Origin of the sequence: Ruegeria spongiae (assembly GCF_023502395.1) — a bacterium.
Taxonomy (GTDB): Bacteria; Pseudomonadota; Alphaproteobacteria; order Rhodobacterales; family Rhodobacteraceae; genus Ruegeria_C; species Ruegeria_C spongiae.
In genome coordinates, this window is the sequence record NZ_JAMFMB010000016.1 from 20,828 (window position 1) to 36,081 (window position 15,254).

Here is a 15,254-nt window from a genome sequence, read left to right on the forward strand (position 1 = left end):
CCCGACCTCCTTATGCCTGACTGTCCTGAATGGCGCGGATCAGTCCCGCGCGGTTGATCACGCCGACCGTGTTGCCATTCTGGGTCACCGCCACGACTCCATGCCCATCAACACAGAGGTTCATCAGGTCGGACAGGTCCATTTCCGGATGTGCCTCTTTGGCATCTGCGGGCACATCGCCGTGATGGGCAATAAACTCATCAACGGGTTTCATCACCGAATGGGCAAAGATCATGTTCAGTTTCGAAATCCCTGCCACGAAGTCGGCGACATAGTCGTCGGCGGGGTTGAGAATGATCTCTTCCGGCGTGCCGATCTGCACGATGCGCCCATCCTTCATGATCGCAATGCGGTGGCCGATGCGGATTGCTTCGTCCAGATCATGGGTGATGAACATGGTCGTCTTGTTGAGCTTGTGGCTGAGATCCATGAACTGATCCTGCAACTGTTTGCGGATCAGCGGGTCGAGCGCCGAAAAGGGCTCGTCCATCAGCAGAACCTCGGGGTTCGACGCGATGGCGCGGGCGAGGCCGACGCGTTGCTGCATCCCCCCGGACAGCTCATGGGCGTATTTGTCCTCCCAGCCGCTCAGTTCCACCAGATCCAGTACCCGGTCGGCCTCTTCCCAGCGGCGCGCCTTGCCGGTGCCGCGAATCTCAAGCGGCATCGCTACGTTGTCGCGGACGGTGCGATGCGGCATCAGGCCGAAATTCTGGAACACCATGGCCACACGGCGATTGCGCAGGTCGCGCAGGCCTTCGGCGTTGAGCCCCATCACATCGTCGCCATCCAGATAGATATGGCCAGCGGTCGGTTCCAGCAGGCGATTGACATGGCGCACCAGCGTGGATTTGCCCGAGCCTGACAGGCCCATCACGCAAAAAAGCTCGCCCCGCTCAATCTTGAAACTCGCATCCGCAACGCCCACAACACAGTTGTAGCGATCAAGCACTTCAGCCTTGCTCAGCCCTTCTGCGTGGATGGCCTTCAACGCCTCGGGTGCCCGGTCGCCGAACACTTTCCATACGCCACGCGCATCAATTGCGATATCCGCCGTCATACTGGCCCCGCTGTGGTTTGTGTCTGTTGGTCTTGGATCCCGGCAGCGCACCGCCGGGGTCCGGGCGCTGCGTTCAGTTGGTGGTCAGGCCCAGCCAGCCATCCACGGTGTCGCCATTGTTGCTGATCCACTCGGCCACCACCTCGTCGATCTCGCGGCCTTTGACCACAACCTCGTAGGTCAGTCCGCTGAGCTGGTCCGCATCCATGTCGATACCCGCCAGGAAGGAGGCTGCTGCCGGGTTGCGTTCCTCCAACGATTTGGAATGGGCCACGGTGACGGTCTTGACCGGCTCGCCGGTGCTGACGGTGGACTTGTTGTACCAATCCGCGTCCTGATCGGGCTGCACCATCTTATAAGTGGCCGCGTCATGCTCGGGCTCTTCCAGAATGGTCACGTCATAGAGTGCGTGCACGTAATGCGGGGCATAGCAGTAGAAGGCCGCGCCCTTTTCCTGATCCACCAGATCCTTGAGCCGCGAATAGAATACGGTTTCGTCCTCGGTGGTGGGCGTCAGAAAGGTCTCGATGCCATAGTCGCGCACCCGCACCTTGAACGTGTTGGTCGAGGCCCAGCCCGAGGCGCCAACCCAGACCTCGCCCATGCCATCGCCATTGGAATCGAACAGCTCTTGCGCTGCGGGGGTTGCCAGATCGTAGATCGACTTGATGTTGTGATCCTCGACCATGTAGTTCGGCACGCAGATGCCCGCGCGACCCTCGTAGCTGCCCTCAGACAGCGCTACGGTGGCTTTCTGGTCGACATATTCATCGGTGAAGGAGGATTGGTTGGGTAGCCAGACATCGGGGTGCACATCAATGTCACCGCGCCCGCCATCCATGGCGGCAAAGATCACCGCGTTGGCACCCGGCGCATAGCCCACTTCGCCACCCAGCCTGCTTTCGATCACCTGACCTATGACGCGGCTCATGATCTTGGCGCCGGGCCAGCTTGGCTCACCCACCATGACCTTGTCCTGCGCCAGCGCGCCGGTGGCCCCGGTGGCCAGAACCAGCGTTGCGGCAATTGTCTTGAGGTGTCTCATATCGTCTCTCCTGTTGAGGTTTCTTTCAGCGCCCTCAGGCGCGGGCCCGCTTGCGTTGCGGGTCTATGAAGGGGATGTCCGTGACCGTGCCGGACAGGCGTTTCATCCGACCGTCGAGTTGGCCGATGTCCAGTTCGGTTCCTGAATCCGCGTGCTCTACCGACAGGCGGACCATCGCGATGGCGCATTCCAGCATCGGCGAACGTGTGGCTGAGGTGACGATGCCCACCTGCCTCTCGCCGGCAAAAACCGGCGCGCCATGGGCGGGTATGTCATCGCATCGCAGCTTCAGTCCTTTCAGGACCCGGCGCGGGTCGCGTGCATTGCGCTCCAGCGCCGGTTTGCCCATGAAATCGGCCTTGGTCAGGTCGACGGCAAAGCCCAGCCCGGCCTCGAATGCGTCCACGCCGGGTGCGAATTCGGCGTTGGCGGCGGCAAGCCCGGCCTCGATGCGGATGATGTCCAGCGCTGCCGAACCCATGGGCACGATGCCGAATTCGGCCCCAGCCTGAAACACCGCGTCCCAGATCGCCAGCGCATCACTCTTGGCGCAAAAAATCTCGTATCCCAGCTCTCCGGTATAGCCGGACCGCGACAGCATGAACGGTGCGCCATCGCGGTCGTTCAGCCGCGCCACCGTGACGCCGAACCATTTCAGGTGATCCAGCGATGGTACATGCGGTTGGGTGAAGGCGATCTTGCGCAGCAATTCGCGCGATTTTGGTCCCTGCAATGCCAGATTGGGCAGCGCATTGCGCATCTCATGAATGCGCACCTGTAGCCCTCGCGCGGTGGCGAGTGCATTCAGCGCGCGCCCGCTTTCCTCGCTGCCACAGCACCAGCGAAACAGGTCTGGTCCAAGACGGAACAGGGTGCCATCATCAATGATCGCGCCGCTCTCGTCGCATATCAGCGTGTAAGAGCCGCGCCAGACCGGCAGTTTCGCCACATTGCGCGTGGTTGCCAGTTGCAGCAGTTTCCCGGCATCCGGTCCGATGATGTCGTATTTCCTGAGTCCGCTCATGTCCTGCAGCGTCACCGCCTCGCGGCAGGCCCAGTATTCGCCCAGCGTGCCGTGGCCGGGATAGCTGACCGGTGCCCAGAGGTCGCGCGCAGGGGCAAAATGCTCGGTCAGCGGGGCGAGTCGGTCGTGAAACGCGGATTCCTGACTGATCGACATGGGAGCGTCTTCCTTCTCGCGATAGGCGACCGCGCGCCGGATCGGGGTATCGGGGCGATAGATGCGCACATGCACATCGGTCGGGTTCCAGCCATTGATCGGGTCGATATCGTCGGGGCAGGCGGTCGAAACGCAGACCAGATCCTCAAGCGCGCGCATCGCCACATAATCTCCTGGCCGGGAATGGGATTCGGCGGTCATCAGATGATGGGTCGCCGGGTCGATCCAGGTGTTCCAGAAAAAGTTGATCGCGGGCCAGGCCGACCGTCGCGCCACACCATAAGGAGCAAGCGCATTGGATATGTTGTCCGAGCAGTTCACATGACCGGGAAATCCGCGCTCTTCATACCCGCGCGCAGTGCAGGCCAGCCCAAACGTGTCATGGCGTCCACAAGTGTCCTGAACCACGTTCAGCAGCGGTCGCATTTCGCGGTCAAAGAACTTGTCCATCAGGCCGGGACCCGGAAAAGCTCGGCGCACCATCGACCGTGTAGCGGTGGAATCGATCATCCATTCTTCGCCCCGATCCAGACCATCGGCGCGGAACGCCATGAAATCGGAACATTGCTGTCCTTCCACATCAATTATCTGAAGACCTTCGCCCGCGTTGACCTCATAGGCAAAACCGGTGCCGCGCGGCACGGTAAACTCGTCGCGAACATCCCCCAGAGGGTCTGGCAAAAGCAGGTCGCCGGTTTGCGCAGGCTGATGTGTCACTTTGATGCTGCCGCCGCCATCCCCTTGGATAAGTGCCGATGCATCAGATTGCCGGATAAGCCAGACACTGATCGGCTGGCTGGTCTTGAGAATGAGGGGAGAGGTTTCACCCGTCAGGCAATGGCAGGGCACAGGGCTGTCCCGGTATCCACCATTGGCCGCCAGCCAGCCGAAAAACCGCGCGCTGTCAAACGCGTCGGTGGTCAACCCCTCGCTCGCTGTCAGCGAAAGCGCACCCAGCGCCGAGGAACCCTGCGCGTCGAAAGCCGCCAGATGCAGCGGGGTTTCCGGCGAGAGCCCGTCGATGGATATCAGGTCTCCGGGCCGCGCCTGAATCATGATTGCTTCGCGCGCGGCCAGCATATGTACCTTGGATCGCGCTTGGGTCGGAAAGCCGGGAAATCGGCGTCCGGGTCCGGAAAATCCCACGTTTGAGAAGTCGTGCAGGACGAAGGGGTATGGCATGAAACCCGACATTTGCTGATTTGTAACTAGTTACATAGGTTGATGTAACCAGTTACATGTGTCAAGTTTTTCCGAACCTGAGCCTGAAATGCGAGAAAAATCACCATTATGTCGGACGCTCAGAACAAAAAGCGCGCAAATCTTCGGGACGTTGCAAGATCGGCGGGTGTTTCGGTGGCCACCGTGTCACGCGTTCTGAACGCCCCCGATGCGGTCAGCCCGAAGACGCGCGAAAAGGTCGAAGCTGCCATCCGCACCCTGCGCTTTGTTCCAAGCGCCGCCGCGCGGGCGATCAATTCGGGGCGCACGCGGTTTGTCGGCGCGCTGGTTCCGACGCTCGATAATGCGATCTTTGCCCGATTTCTTGCGGCGCTTGAGCACAAGCTGGCGGAACGCCGACTATCGCTTGTGGTGGCGACCACCCACAATGACCCCGCCATCGAGGCCGAGAAAGCAAAGACGTTGGTCGATATCGGGGCCGAGGGGCTGATCGTATCAGGCATAACTCATGACCCGGCGCTGGACGATCTTATTGAGCGCTGCCAGTTGCCGGCGATCGCAACATCTTACCATGACCCAGACTATCATTTGCCGACAGTGGGTTATGACAACGCAGCGGCAACGGCACTGGCGCTGGATTACCTGGCGGGGCAAGGTCATCGCGACATTGCCGTCGTGCACGGCCCGCTGGCCAACAACGACCGCACCCGCGCGCGTCTGGCCGGGCTGGATCAGGTCGATCGCGCAGTTGCGTTGCAGTTCTTCGAAACCGAGATCGCGATCCCCGGCGGCTGCCGGGCCGCGTCTGCTGTTCTTGCCGCGCACAGGCGGGTCAGCGCGATCCTGTGCTTCTCTGACGTGCTGGCGCTGGGCGTTCTGTTCGAGATGCAGCGCAACGCGGTGCGGGTGCCCGATGATCTGTCGCTTATGGGGATTGACGATCTTGCGGCATCGGCGCATTCCGAACCGGGGCTGACGACGGTGCATCTGCCGGTTTCGCGCATGGGCGAGGCATCTGCAACGGCCATTGCCGGCTGGATTGAAACGAAGGAACGGCCCGCGCCGGTGTTGCTTGCACCTGACCGGATCATTCGTGGCTCGACCGGTGCGGTCGCGTCGGGCTGACCCGACACAGGGGATTTTCGCCGGAAATCCCGAAAAACCCCCTTGCCACTCAGGCCCGAGTTGCGTACATGGCGGCTCTTATCGCGTGGCCGGCCGGAAGTGGCATGCCGAGTCGCGTGCGAACCGAACCCGAAGAACAGGAGACGGAAATGCCCAAGATGAAGACCAAATCGAGCGCCAAGAAGCGCTTCAAGGTAACCGCGACCGGCAAGGTCCTCGGAGGTCAGGCCGGCAAGCGCCATGGCATGATCAAGCGGACCAAGAAGTTCATCCGTGACGCCCGCGGCAATACAACCCTTTCTGCCCCCGACGCCAAGATCGTCAAGGGCTTCATGCCCTACGACCGTTAAGAGGAGATACCAGTATGTCCCGCGTTAAAGGTGGAACCACAACCCACGCCCGCCACAAGAAGATCATCAAGGCCGCCAAAGGTTACTATGGCCGCCGCAAGAGCACCTTCAAGGTGGCAACTCAGGCCGTCGACAAGGCCAACCAATATGCGACCCGCGACCGCAAGAACCGCAAGCGCAATTTCCGCGCGCTGTGGATTCAGCGGATCAACGCCGCCGTTCGCAGCCATGACGAAGCGCTGACCTACAGCCGCTTCATCAACGGTCTGAACCTGGCCGGTATCGAAGTGGACCGCAAGGTTCTGGCCGACTTGGCCGTGCACGAGCCCGACGCATTTGGTGCGATCGTCGCCCAGGCACAGGCTGCTCTGGCCGCCTGATCCGGCACCACGCTACGCAGTTTGCAAAGGCCGCTCCATTCGGGGCGGCCTTTTGCGTTGCATGTACCCTCTGCCGGGACTGAACAGTTAGGGCGCGGCGAGGGTGAGGCCAATGATCTGACTGATCGCAGCCCCTGCATTCACCGTTTGATAAAGCGGGCGCGGGGGGTGTCGGCTGATGTCGATCTCTCTGTCCATCCACTGATGCGACCGGAGATGCTGCAGCGACTGGGCCAAGGCGCGATCTGTGATCGGCATCAGCGCGCCCTTCATTTCACTGAAATACCGGGGACGGTGACCCACTGCCAGAATCGGAACAGACCATGCGCGCCGGAGCAGCGCGCGCTCCTCCTGACCGGGAACCATCGCCCTGATCCGAGAGGCCGTTTCGGCGATTGCGATGCCCTCCTGCGTTAGTCGGAATTCGGGTCTGAGCGGATGCCCGTGGCCCGGATTGCGCTCCAGCAGGCCAAGCGCCTTCAGATGCGCGAGGCTTTGGGCAAAGGCAGTGCGCCCCGCGCCGGTCTGGGTCAGTAACGGGGCCTGTCGGCCGGGCACACCGTCATGCAAGAGGGCAAGTATGCTGAGCGACCAGGCGCGCGAGGTGATCTTGACAAGCAGGTTTATGTCCATAAAGTATATCTACTATATTTTATGGACATAGGAAAGATCATGCCCGTTGCATCGCTTGAACAGACTATAACCCTCGCCATGTCCGTCCGGGACCGTCATGCCAGCGCGGACTGGTATCGCGAGATGCTTGGATTTGACCTGTTGTACCACGCCGATGACGCGGGCTGGAGCGAGCTTGCCACTCTAACCAAAGGTGTGACGCTTGGGCTGGGCGAACAGGCGGAACCGGCACCCGGCAATTCTGTTCCGGTTTTCGGGATCGCGGATATTGACGCCGCGCGCCGGGATCTGGAGGCGGCGGGCGTCAGGTTCGATGGCGACACCGAGGTGATCGAGGGTATGGTCAGCACCGCGACATTCTACGACCCGGACGGCAACGCACTGATGCTGGCCCAGGATCTGACGGGCGGCAACTGAAGGCCCGCTAACGTGCGCCCAGCGGGCGTTGCATCACAGCACAGGCCGCCCCCGCCAACAGCATGGCAGAGGCCACCAGCAACCCATCCCCGATCTGGCCGGTATGATCTCCGATCCAGCCTGCCCCGATGGGGCCCAGAATTTGCGACATGGCAAAAACCACCGTGCAGGCGCTGATCGCCGCGCCCCAATCCGGTTGTGGCAGGTTCTGCCGCACGAAGCTGGTGATCGCGCTGGGCGGCATGAAGAAGGACAATCCGAAAACCAGCGCGGACAAAAGCAAGCCCACCGTGTTGGGCAGCAATACCGGCAGGGCCGAGCCCGCTGCGACAGCCACAAGGATCACCGCCATCGGCAGCCCGGAGGTGAAGCGTGCCAACACTCCGCGCCACAGAAACGGCGAGGCCATCACGCTCACCCCCAGCGCCACCCAGGTTGCTGCGATCAGCGCCGTGCTGATCTGGTGCGACACCATCCAGGCCGACAGGAAGGTCGGGTAGACGATATAGCCCAGCCCGAAAAACCCGTAGCTGATCATCTGCCCCAACATCCGGCGCATTGGTGGCCTGCTGCGCGGCGCATCTTCGGTCGCGGGTGGTCTGATCTGGCCCGCCGCCCAGATCGTCATCGGCACGAAGGCCAGTGCCGCAAACCCCACCAGAAACCACGCCGTATCCCAGGATTGCGGTCCCATCACATCCAGCATCACCGGCAGGACCGCCCCGCATAGCGCCAGGCCCAGACCTCCGCCGCCCCCGAAATACAGCGCGATCGCCAGCGCGTTCCGGCGCGGGCTGTCGGTGAACATCGAGGCCGCCAGCGTGCCTCCGCAAATGAAGGACAGCGCCCCGAACACACCCGCCCCCACGCGGCAGAGCGATTGCGCCGCCAGACTCTCATCCACCCCAGTCAGCGCCAGGCTGACCGCTGTGCCCAGCGTCCCGATGACAAAAAGCCGCCCCGGCGCGACTCGTCGGATCAGCGCCATGGTCGCCACCGCACCCGCCAGATATCCGATCGCGTTGGCGGTGTTCAGCCAGCCGGCCTGCGTATAGCTCCAATGCAGGCTTTCGCGCATCGCCGGCAGGATCAACCCGTAGGAAAACCGCCCGAACCCGTTCGAGATCGCGACGCTCAGCGCAAGTCCAAACAGCACAAGCCAGGGTCTGCTCAGATGAAAGGCGCGCATGTTGGGGTCCCCGGTTCGGTCAGCACACCCTGCAACGCCGAACAGAGCAGCGCAATCCCGCCCCCTTGCTTTCGCGCGCTGCTGTGGTAGCAGGACGCAAGCAGAATTCAGGGGACCGTCATGGACGATCTTAAGGCAAAATATCTCGGTCAGATCGCGGATGCGGGGGATGAGGACGCGCTGGAAGCGATCCGCCTTGCCGCCGTCGGCAAAAAGGGCGAAGTGGCGCTGAAAATGCGCGAACTGGGCAAGATGACCCCTGAGGAACGTCAGGTCGCAGGCCCCGCGCTGAATGCCCTGAAGGACGAGATCAACTCGGCGCTGACCGCCAAGAAAACCGCGCTGGGCGATGCCGCCCTCGATGAGCGTCTGCGCAGCGAATGGCTGGACGTGACCCTGCCAGCGCGCGACCGCCGTCAGGGCTCGATCCACCCGGTCAGCCAGGCCAGCGAGGAACTGACCGCGATTTTCGCCGAGCTTGGCTTCTCGGTGGCCGAAGGCCCCCGGATCGAGACCGACTGGCATAATTTCGACGCGCTCAACATCCCCAGCCACCACCCGGCGCGGGCCGAGATGGATACGTTCTACTTGCATCGGGTCGCGGGCGACAACCGCCCGCCCAACGTGCTGCGCACCCATACCTCGCCGGTGCAGATCCGCTCGATGGAACTGCAGGGCGCACCGATCCGCATCATCTGTCCCGGCGGTGTCTACCGCGCCGATTACGACCAGACCCACACGCCGATGTTCCATCAGGTCGAGGGGTTGGCCATCGACAAGGACATCTCGATGGCGAACCTGAAATGGGTGCTGGAAGAATTCGTGAAAGCCTATTTCGAGGTGGACGGGGTCGAACTGCGCTTCCGCGCCTCGCATTTCCCCTTCACCGAACCCTCGGCCGAAGTCGATATCCGCTGCTCCTGGGAAGGTGGCCAGTTGAAGATCGGCGAGGGTGACGACTGGATGGAGATCCTCGGTTCCGGCATGGTCCACCCCAAGGTGATCGCCGCTGGCGGCATCGACCCCGAGGTCTATCAGGGCTTTGCCTTTGGCATCGGCATCGACCGTCTGGCGATGCTGAAATACGGTATTCCCGATTTGCGGGCCTTCTTCGATTCCGACCTGCGCTGGCTGCGCCACTACGGGTTCGCGGCGCTGGATATGCCGAACCTGCATGGCGGTTTGTCGCGGTGACAGAGTGGGTCATCCCATTTGCCTCTGGGGTGATTGCCGGTCTCGTTAGTGCTTGGGGCGCATACTTCCTTGCACTTCGTCGTGACAAAGAAGAGCGCAGGCGTGAGCGCATTATCTCGCATTTGATAGAAGCCTACAAAAATCTTGAGGATGCCACTGGAAGAAAACCGCTGCCAGAAGAAAAGAAATGGCGGGTCGAATCTTCATTGGGCGCAATTTTCCTTTTCGGCTCCAAGGAAGCGGCGGACGAAGCTAAGCGATTGACAATTGAAGTTGCGGTTGGCTCGGGAGACATGCTTTCGCTGCTGATCATACTTCGACGCGATCTGCGGAACGAGCTTGGTTTGGAGGCCCACGAAGTCGAACCAAATTTCTTGCGATTTGATCCGTGATATAGAACGGAGTGCAAGTTGTGGCGCGGAATCAAGGCCGATAGGCCGCCGCGCCATCGGTCGTTCATTGTGGCGCCATTGGTTCAAGCCCAATGGGCGACACCGCCCGGACGGGCTGGCGATTTGGCTGCCACCAGCGGTTCTTGTAGAAGTTGTACGGGCTTGGCAGGCATAAAGTGCGTTCTTCAACCCGGAGATCGCCATCCTGCGGTCTGGCGATGGCGCGGCTTGGTGCCTTTGCCCACAGGTTTGTGACGTGACATGGTGCGCAGGGCGGATAGGCTCCGCCTCATGATCCGGTTTTTGCTCTGCCTGCTTCTGCTCATCCCGCTCCACGCCGCTGCCAATGGCTGTCAGGGCGAGATCGCCTGTCCTTTGGGCGACCGCTCGTATCATGTGTTGGCGCCTGAGGGGTGGGACGGCCAAACGCCTCTGCCGGTGTTGCTGCACTTCCACGGCTGGGCGCGGCAGGGGGATATCGTGGTGGGCCACCCTCGTATCGCGGGCGCGACCAAAACGCGCGGCGTGCTGCTGGTCGCCCCCAATGGCCACCGCAAGACATGGGATTTCTGGACCTCTGAGACCGAGGATGTGGGCTTTGCCAATGACGTCCTCGCGGATGTGGCCAAGCACTATCCAATCGACCCTGACCGCATTTATGTCTCAGGCTATTCCTACGGCTCGGCGATGGCGTGGCGCTACGTGTGCGAATCCGGCGATGGTGTCGCTGCCCTGCTGGCCGTCGCAGGCTCCATCCGCCAGACCGAGGACTGCACACAGGCCCCGCACGAAGTACGCCATGCGCATGGGCTGAAAGATCGGGTGATGGATTTCCCCATGGGCCCGGACGGGGATACCACCTATCCGGTGGCGCTCTGGCGGGCGAAGCTGGGGTGCCATGAGGCCAGCCCGCAAGGCGATTGGAGCGTTGTGCCCTTCCTGACCCTGTCCCGCACCACTTGGGCTGATTGCGACGCCGGGACAGTGACGCTGGACTTGCATCCGGGCGGGCATTTCATTCCCCATGGCTGGATCGGCTGGCAGTTGGATGAGTTGGCCGGGCGGGTCCCGACCTATCCCTGAGTTTGACTTCTGCCACGACCCAGGGCCAACTGCGCTCGCATCCCAAAAGGGCAGGGGTCTATGAAACGCATCCTTATCGCTGGCGCTCTGGCGCTGACCGCTGGGCAGGCGGTCGCCAAGGACAGCTATCCTCCGCTGGAGCTGCTGTTGCAAACCGACAAGACGGTGGTTGGTGAACCGCTGGCCTATCCGCCGGGACAGGCCGAGATCACCATGGCGATCATCACGATGATGCCGGGTCAGAAGACACCCGCGCATCGGCATGGCGCGCCGTTGGCGGGCTACATCCTGGAAGGTGAGATCACCGTGGATTATGGCGCGGCGGGCATTCGCACCTATCTCACTGGCGACGCGCTGGTCGAAGCAATGGGCACAGATCATGTCGGCACCAATACCGGCGACGGGATTGTGCGCATTCTTACCGTCTTTGCGGGCGCGCAAGGCACCGCAAACACCATCCTTGACGAGTAGCCCCGCGCAGCCCTTCCACCGGCGGGATTTATCCGTTACACGGCGCTGCGACAGGACCAATCAACCGGCGGATCACGACCAATGAAATTCACGCTTTCCTGGCTCAAGGACCATCTGGAGACCGACGCTTCGGTCGAGGAAATTACTGAAGCTCTGACCGATCTCGGGCTCGAGGTCGAAGATTTGGTCAACCCCGCCGACCGGCTCAAGGATTTCAAGCTTGGCTATGTGACCCATGCCGAGAAACACCCCGACGCCGACAAGCTGCGGGTGTGCAAGGTCGACACGGACGAGGGTGAGTTGCAGATCATCTGCGGTGCGCCCAATGCGCGCGAAGGCATCACCGTCGTGGTCTGCAAGCCGGGTATGTATATTCCCGGCCTCGATCTGACGATCTCTGTGGGCAAGATTCGCGGTGTCGAGAGCTTTGGCATGATGGCCTCAGAGCGCGAGTTGGAACTGAGCGACGAGCATGACGGCATCATCGAACTGCCCTCGGGCGCGGTGGGTGACAGGTTCGTGGATTGGCTGGCCGAGAATGACCCCGCCAAGGTTGATCCGATTATTGAGATTGCGATCACGCCGAACCGGCAGGACGCGCTGGGCGTGGTCGGCATCGCCCGCGATCTGGCGGCGCGTGGACTTGGCACGCTCAAACCCCGCGATATCGCACCGGTGCCGGGGGATTTCGAAAGCCCGATCAAGGTCACCATCGACGACGATACGCAGGATGGCTGCCCGCTGTTCACCGGTCGTGTGATCCGGGGGGTAAAAAACGGCCCCAGCCCGCAATGGCTGCAGGATCAGCTGAAGGCCATCGGTTTGCGCCCGATTTCGGCGCTGGTCGATATCACCAACTACATGACCTTCGATCACAACCGCCCGCTGCACGTCTTTGACGCTGACAAGGTGTCCGGCAATCTGCGGGTCCACCGCGCCAAGGGTGGCGAGACGCTGCGGGCGCTGGACGAGAAAGACTATACGCTTGCGCCCGGCATGATGGTGATCTCGGACGACAATGGCCCCGAAAGCATCGCCGGTATCATGGGCGGTGAGGGGACCGGCTGCACCGAAGAGACAGTGAATGTCTTTCTCGAAAGCGCCTATTGGAACCATGTGCAGATCGCGCTGGCGGGTCGGGCGCTCAAGATCAACTCGGATGCGCGCTATCGGTTCGAACGCGGCGTCGATCCCGAATTCACCCTGCCGGGTCTGGAACAGGCCACGCAGATGATCCTGGATATTTGCGGCGGCGAGGCCTCGGAGGTGGTGATCGCGGGCGACGTGCCCGATCATTCCCGCGCCTACAAGCTGGATACCGAACGGGTGCAGTCGCTGGTGGGCATGGAAATCCCCGAGGCCGAGCAGCGCCAGACCCTGACAGCGCTGGGCTTCCGGCTGGAGGGCGACATGGCCCATGTGCCCAGTTGGCGCCCCGATGTGCTGGGCGAGGCCGATCTAGTCGAGGAGGTGGCCCGTATCGCCTCGCTCACCAAATTGCAGGGCAAACCGCTGCCACGTGTGACCGAGGGTCTGCCGAAACCGGTGATGACCCCGAAACAACGCCGCGAGGCGATGGCGCGGCGCACCTGCGCGGCGCTGGGCTACAATGAATGCGTGACTTACACCTTCATTGATCAGGCCTCGGCGGCGCTGTTTGGTGGTGGCGATGAGGTGACGATGCTGGAAAACCCGATCTCGTCAGAGATGAGCCATATGCGCCCCTCGCTGCTGCCCGGCCTGCTGCAGGCCGCCGCGCGCAATCAGGCGCGCGGCTTTAGCGATCTGGCCCTGTTCGAGGTTGGCCCGACCTTCCATGACGGCGAGCCGGGCGCGCAAAGCACGCTGATCACCGGCCTGCTGGTCGGCCGTACCGGCCCCAAGGACGTGCAGGGTTCTGCGCGCGACGTCGACGTGTTCGACATCAAGGGTGACGCCGAGGCGGTTCTGGCCGCCATCGGTGCCCCCGCAAAGGTGCAGATCCTGCGCGGCGCGGACACATGGTGGCATCCGGGTCGCCACGGCAAGATCTGCCTTGGCCCCAAAAAGGTGCTCGGCGTCTTTGGCGAGCTGCATCCGCGCATTCTGCGGGCGATGGATGTGAAAGGCCCGGCGATGGGTTTCACCATCTGGCCCGATCAGGTGCCGATGCCGCGCAAATCGGGCGCGACCCGCTCGGCGCTGGAACTGCGCGATCTGCAAGCGGTCGAACGCGATTTTGCCTTTGTGGTCGATGCCGAGGTCGAGGCGCTGACTCTGGTCAACGCCGCTGCGGGTGCCGACAAGACGCTAATTGAGGGCGTGCGGGTCTTCGACGAATTCATCGGAGGCAGCCTGGGTGAGGGCAAGAAGTCCCTCGCCATCACCGTGCGCCTGCAGCCGACCGAAAAGACGCTGAAAGAGAACGACATCGAGGCGGTTAGCGCCAAGATTGTCGAGAAGGTGACCAAAGCAACGGGTGGCGTGCTGCGCGGCTAACGGCGCGTTCACGTGGTTCCTGCCAGGCGGTCTGATCCCGCCTGGCGGCGCATTCAGGCATTGCGCCGATGCAGCACCCGCCCGATTGTGTTCATCAGCAGTTGCGCGGCCAGCGTCGAAGTGCTGCCGGAATGGTCATAATCCGGCGCAACCTCGACCAGGTCGATGCCAACGACCTCACCACGCCTCGTCAACCCGTCTATGAGTTCCAGCACTTCGTAGTACAGGAAACCGCCATGGCTTGGGGTGCCGGTGCCGGGGGCAATTGAGGGGTCGAACGCGTCGATGTCAACGCTCAGGTAATACCGCGCGCCTTGCGGAATCCGGTCCAGCATGGCTTCGGTTCCCATGCGGCGGACATGGCGGACGGATTGAATGTCCGATCCCATGGCGCGGGCGGCCTCATAGCCATCTTTTGCGGTTGAGGAAACGTTTCGAATGCCGATCTGGCTCAGGCCGGAAACATAGGGTTTCTCCGCGGCCCGGCGCATCGGGTTGCCGTGGCCGAAGCGAACCCCGTGCCTTTCATCGACGAAATCGAGATGGGCGTCGATCTGTACCACATGGATCGGGTCCTGTTCGGCAAACGCATTGATGCAGGGAATGTTGACCGAGTGATCGCCACCCAGCACGACTGGCAAGGCGCCTGCCTCGAGGATCTTGCGCACGCCGTATTCGATATTGGCGTGGCTTTGCATCGTATCGGTATGCACGATATCGGCATCGCCGATATCGACGATCGAAACCTTGGCCGGATCGAGATAGGTAATGTCGTCCTCGAAATCATATGCGCCAGCATGACCGAAGGAAAACAGCGTGGATGCCTCGCGGATGGCGCGTGGCCCCATGCGCGCACCGGACCGCCACTGGCATCCGAAATCAAACGGTGCACCGAGGATGGCCGCATCGGCCTCGATCGACTCCCAGTCTGCGACATAAGGATATTTTCCAAAGGTGCAGATGCCCACAAAAGGCAGGTTGAGTCGCCCGCCTTCATACCCATGTTTCGCCATGTCGCACCTCCGGTTCCGTCCATTCCGTTCAGTAAGATTGGACGGGTTCCATCTGTCTAGCG

Annotated in this window: 15 protein-coding genes; 9 read left to right on the forward strand and 6 right to left on the reverse strand. The window is 61.9% G+C overall.

The genetic code is table 11. The annotated features are described in order from the left end of the window. Positions 1-10: 10 nt before the first annotated feature. From M3P21_RS13245 to M3P21_RS13255, 3 genes are all read right to left on the reverse strand, one after another. Positions 11-1,060 carry a quaternary amine ABC transporter ATP-binding protein gene (locus M3P21_RS13245; protein WP_249710548.1) on the reverse strand — a complete coding sequence of 350 codons (1,050 nt, stop codon included), beginning with the start codon at positions 1,058-1,060 and terminating at the stop codon, positions 11-13. Positions 1,061-1,133: 73 nt separating this feature from the next. After that, positions 1,134-2,105, reverse strand: coding sequence for an ABC transporter substrate-binding protein (locus M3P21_RS13250; RefSeq protein WP_249710550.1), 972 nt, complete (start codon positions 2,103-2,105; stop codon positions 1,134-1,136). A gap of 34 nt (positions 2,106-2,139) precedes the next feature. Beyond that, complete coding sequence (locus M3P21_RS13255; protein ID WP_249710552.1) at positions 2,140-4,467, reverse strand: DUF1989 domain-containing protein; 2,328 nt, start codon at positions 4,465-4,467, stop codon at positions 2,140-2,142. Positions 4,468-4,575: 108 nt separating this feature from the next. Between M3P21_RS13255 and M3P21_RS13260 the strand changes: the two genes are divergently transcribed. From M3P21_RS13260 to rplT, 3 genes are all read left to right on the forward strand, one after another. After that, positions 4,576-5,592 carry a LacI family DNA-binding transcriptional regulator gene (locus tag M3P21_RS13260; protein ID WP_283780965.1) on the forward strand — a complete coding sequence of 339 codons (1,017 nt, stop codon included), beginning with the start codon at positions 4,576-4,578 and terminating at the stop codon, positions 5,590-5,592. Positions 5,593-5,741: 149 nt separating this feature from the next. Then, the gene (rpmI, locus tag M3P21_RS13265; protein ID WP_132830341.1) at positions 5,742-5,942 is read left to right on the forward strand and encodes a 50S ribosomal protein L35; all 201 of its coding nucleotides are present in this window, start codon (positions 5,742-5,744) and stop codon (positions 5,940-5,942) included. A gap of 14 nt (positions 5,943-5,956) precedes the next feature. Next, the gene (gene rplT / locus M3P21_RS13270) at positions 5,957-6,322 is read left to right on the forward strand and encodes a 50S ribosomal protein L20 (protein ID WP_249710557.1); all 366 of its coding nucleotides are present in this window, start codon (positions 5,957-5,959) and stop codon (positions 6,320-6,322) included. A gap of 87 nt (positions 6,323-6,409) precedes the next feature. On the opposite strand, the gene M3P21_RS13275 is transcribed toward rplT, so the two are convergent. Then, positions 6,410-6,955, reverse strand: coding sequence for a winged helix-turn-helix transcriptional regulator (locus tag M3P21_RS13275; protein ID WP_249710559.1), 546 nt, complete (start codon positions 6,953-6,955; stop codon positions 6,410-6,412). Positions 6,956-6,994: 39 nt separating this feature from the next. On the opposite strand from M3P21_RS13275, the gene M3P21_RS13280 reads away from it, so the two are divergent. After that, positions 6,995-7,372, forward strand: a complete 378-nt coding sequence (locus M3P21_RS13280; protein WP_249710561.1) for a VOC family protein — start codon at positions 6,995-6,997, stop codon at positions 7,370-7,372. 7 nt (positions 7,373-7,379) lie between these two features. Here M3P21_RS13280 and M3P21_RS13285 read toward each other — a convergent pair whose 3' ends face one another. Continuing rightward, complete coding sequence (locus M3P21_RS13285) at positions 7,380-8,561, reverse strand: YbfB/YjiJ family MFS transporter (protein ID WP_249710563.1); 1,182 nt, start codon at positions 8,559-8,561, stop codon at positions 7,380-7,382. A 120-nt stretch (positions 8,562-8,681) separates the two neighbouring features. On the opposite strand from M3P21_RS13285, the gene pheS reads away from it, so the two are divergent. The 5 genes from pheS (at position 8,682) to pheT (ending at position 14,179) form a co-directional block, all read left to right on the forward strand. Further along, entirely contained in the window at positions 8,682-9,755 is a 1,074-nt protein-coding gene (gene pheS, locus M3P21_RS13290) for a phenylalanine--tRNA ligase subunit alpha (RefSeq protein WP_249710564.1), read from the forward strand. Then, a complete protein-coding gene (locus tag M3P21_RS13295) occupies positions 9,752-10,147 on the forward strand; it encodes a hypothetical protein (protein WP_249710565.1) in 396 nt (131 codons plus the stop codon). The genes pheS and M3P21_RS13295 overlap by 4 nt, the downstream gene beginning before the upstream one ends. Before the next feature lie 291 nt (positions 10,148-10,438). Beyond that, positions 10,439-11,230, forward strand: coding sequence for a CE1 family esterase (locus M3P21_RS13300; RefSeq protein WP_249710566.1), 792 nt, complete (start codon positions 10,439-10,441; stop codon positions 11,228-11,230). Positions 11,231-11,290: 60 nt separating this feature from the next. Beyond that, positions 11,291-11,701 (forward strand): cupin domain-containing protein, encoded by a 411-nt coding sequence (locus tag M3P21_RS13305; protein WP_249710567.1) that lies wholly within the window; start codon positions 11,291-11,293, stop codon positions 11,699-11,701. 81 nt (positions 11,702-11,782) lie between these two features. Then, entirely contained in the window at positions 11,783-14,179 is a 2,397-nt protein-coding gene (gene pheT / locus M3P21_RS13310) for a phenylalanine--tRNA ligase subunit beta (RefSeq protein WP_249710568.1), read from the forward strand. Between the two features lie 53 nt (positions 14,180-14,232). Here the strand turns inward: pheT and speB are convergent, their stop codons facing one another. Then, positions 14,233-15,192 carry an agmatinase gene (speB, locus tag M3P21_RS13315; RefSeq protein WP_249710569.1) on the reverse strand — a complete coding sequence of 320 codons (960 nt, stop codon included), beginning with the start codon at positions 15,190-15,192 and terminating at the stop codon, positions 14,233-14,235. Positions 15,193-15,254 lie beyond the last annotated feature (62 nt).

Excerpts from the sequence above, each read along its gene's own strand:
- M3P21_RS13245 (WP_249710548.1), bottom strand. The coding sequence starts at position 1,060 with ATGACGGCGGATATCGCAATTGATGCGCGTGGCGTATGGAAAGTGTTC.
- M3P21_RS13250 (WP_249710550.1), bottom strand. The coding sequence starts at position 2,105 with ATGAGACACCTCAAGACAATTGCCGCAACGCTGGTTCTGGCCACCGGG.
- M3P21_RS13255 (WP_249710552.1), bottom strand. The coding sequence starts at position 4,467 with ATGCCATACCCCTTCGTCCTGCACGACTTCTCAAACGTGGGATTTTCC.
- M3P21_RS13260 (WP_283780965.1), top strand. The coding sequence starts at position 4,576 with ATGTCGGACGCTCAGAACAAAAAGCGCGCAAATCTTCGGGACGTTGCA.
- rpmI (WP_132830341.1), top strand. The coding sequence starts at position 5,742 with ATGCCCAAGATGAAGACCAAATCGAGCGCCAAGAAGCGCTTCAAGGTA.
- rplT (WP_249710557.1), top strand. The coding sequence starts at position 5,957 with ATGTCCCGCGTTAAAGGTGGAACCACAACCCACGCCCGCCACAAGAAG.
- M3P21_RS13275 (WP_249710559.1), bottom strand. The coding sequence starts at position 6,955 with ATGGACATAAACCTGCTTGTCAAGATCACCTCGCGCGCCTGGTCGCTC.
- M3P21_RS13280 (WP_249710561.1), top strand. The coding sequence starts at position 6,995 with ATGCCCGTTGCATCGCTTGAACAGACTATAACCCTCGCCATGTCCGTC.
- M3P21_RS13285 (WP_249710563.1), bottom strand. The coding sequence starts at position 8,561 with ATGCGCGCCTTTCATCTGAGCAGACCCTGGCTTGTGCTGTTTGGACTT.
- pheS (WP_249710564.1), top strand. The coding sequence starts at position 8,682 with ATGGACGATCTTAAGGCAAAATATCTCGGTCAGATCGCGGATGCGGGG.
- M3P21_RS13300 (WP_249710566.1), top strand. The coding sequence starts at position 10,439 with ATGATCCGGTTTTTGCTCTGCCTGCTTCTGCTCATCCCGCTCCACGCC.
- M3P21_RS13305 (WP_249710567.1), top strand. The coding sequence starts at position 11,291 with ATGAAACGCATCCTTATCGCTGGCGCTCTGGCGCTGACCGCTGGGCAG.
- pheT (WP_249710568.1), top strand. The coding sequence starts at position 11,783 with ATGAAATTCACGCTTTCCTGGCTCAAGGACCATCTGGAGACCGACGCT.
- speB (WP_249710569.1), bottom strand. The coding sequence starts at position 15,192 with ATGGCGAAACATGGGTATGAAGGCGGGCGACTCAACCTGCCTTTTGTG.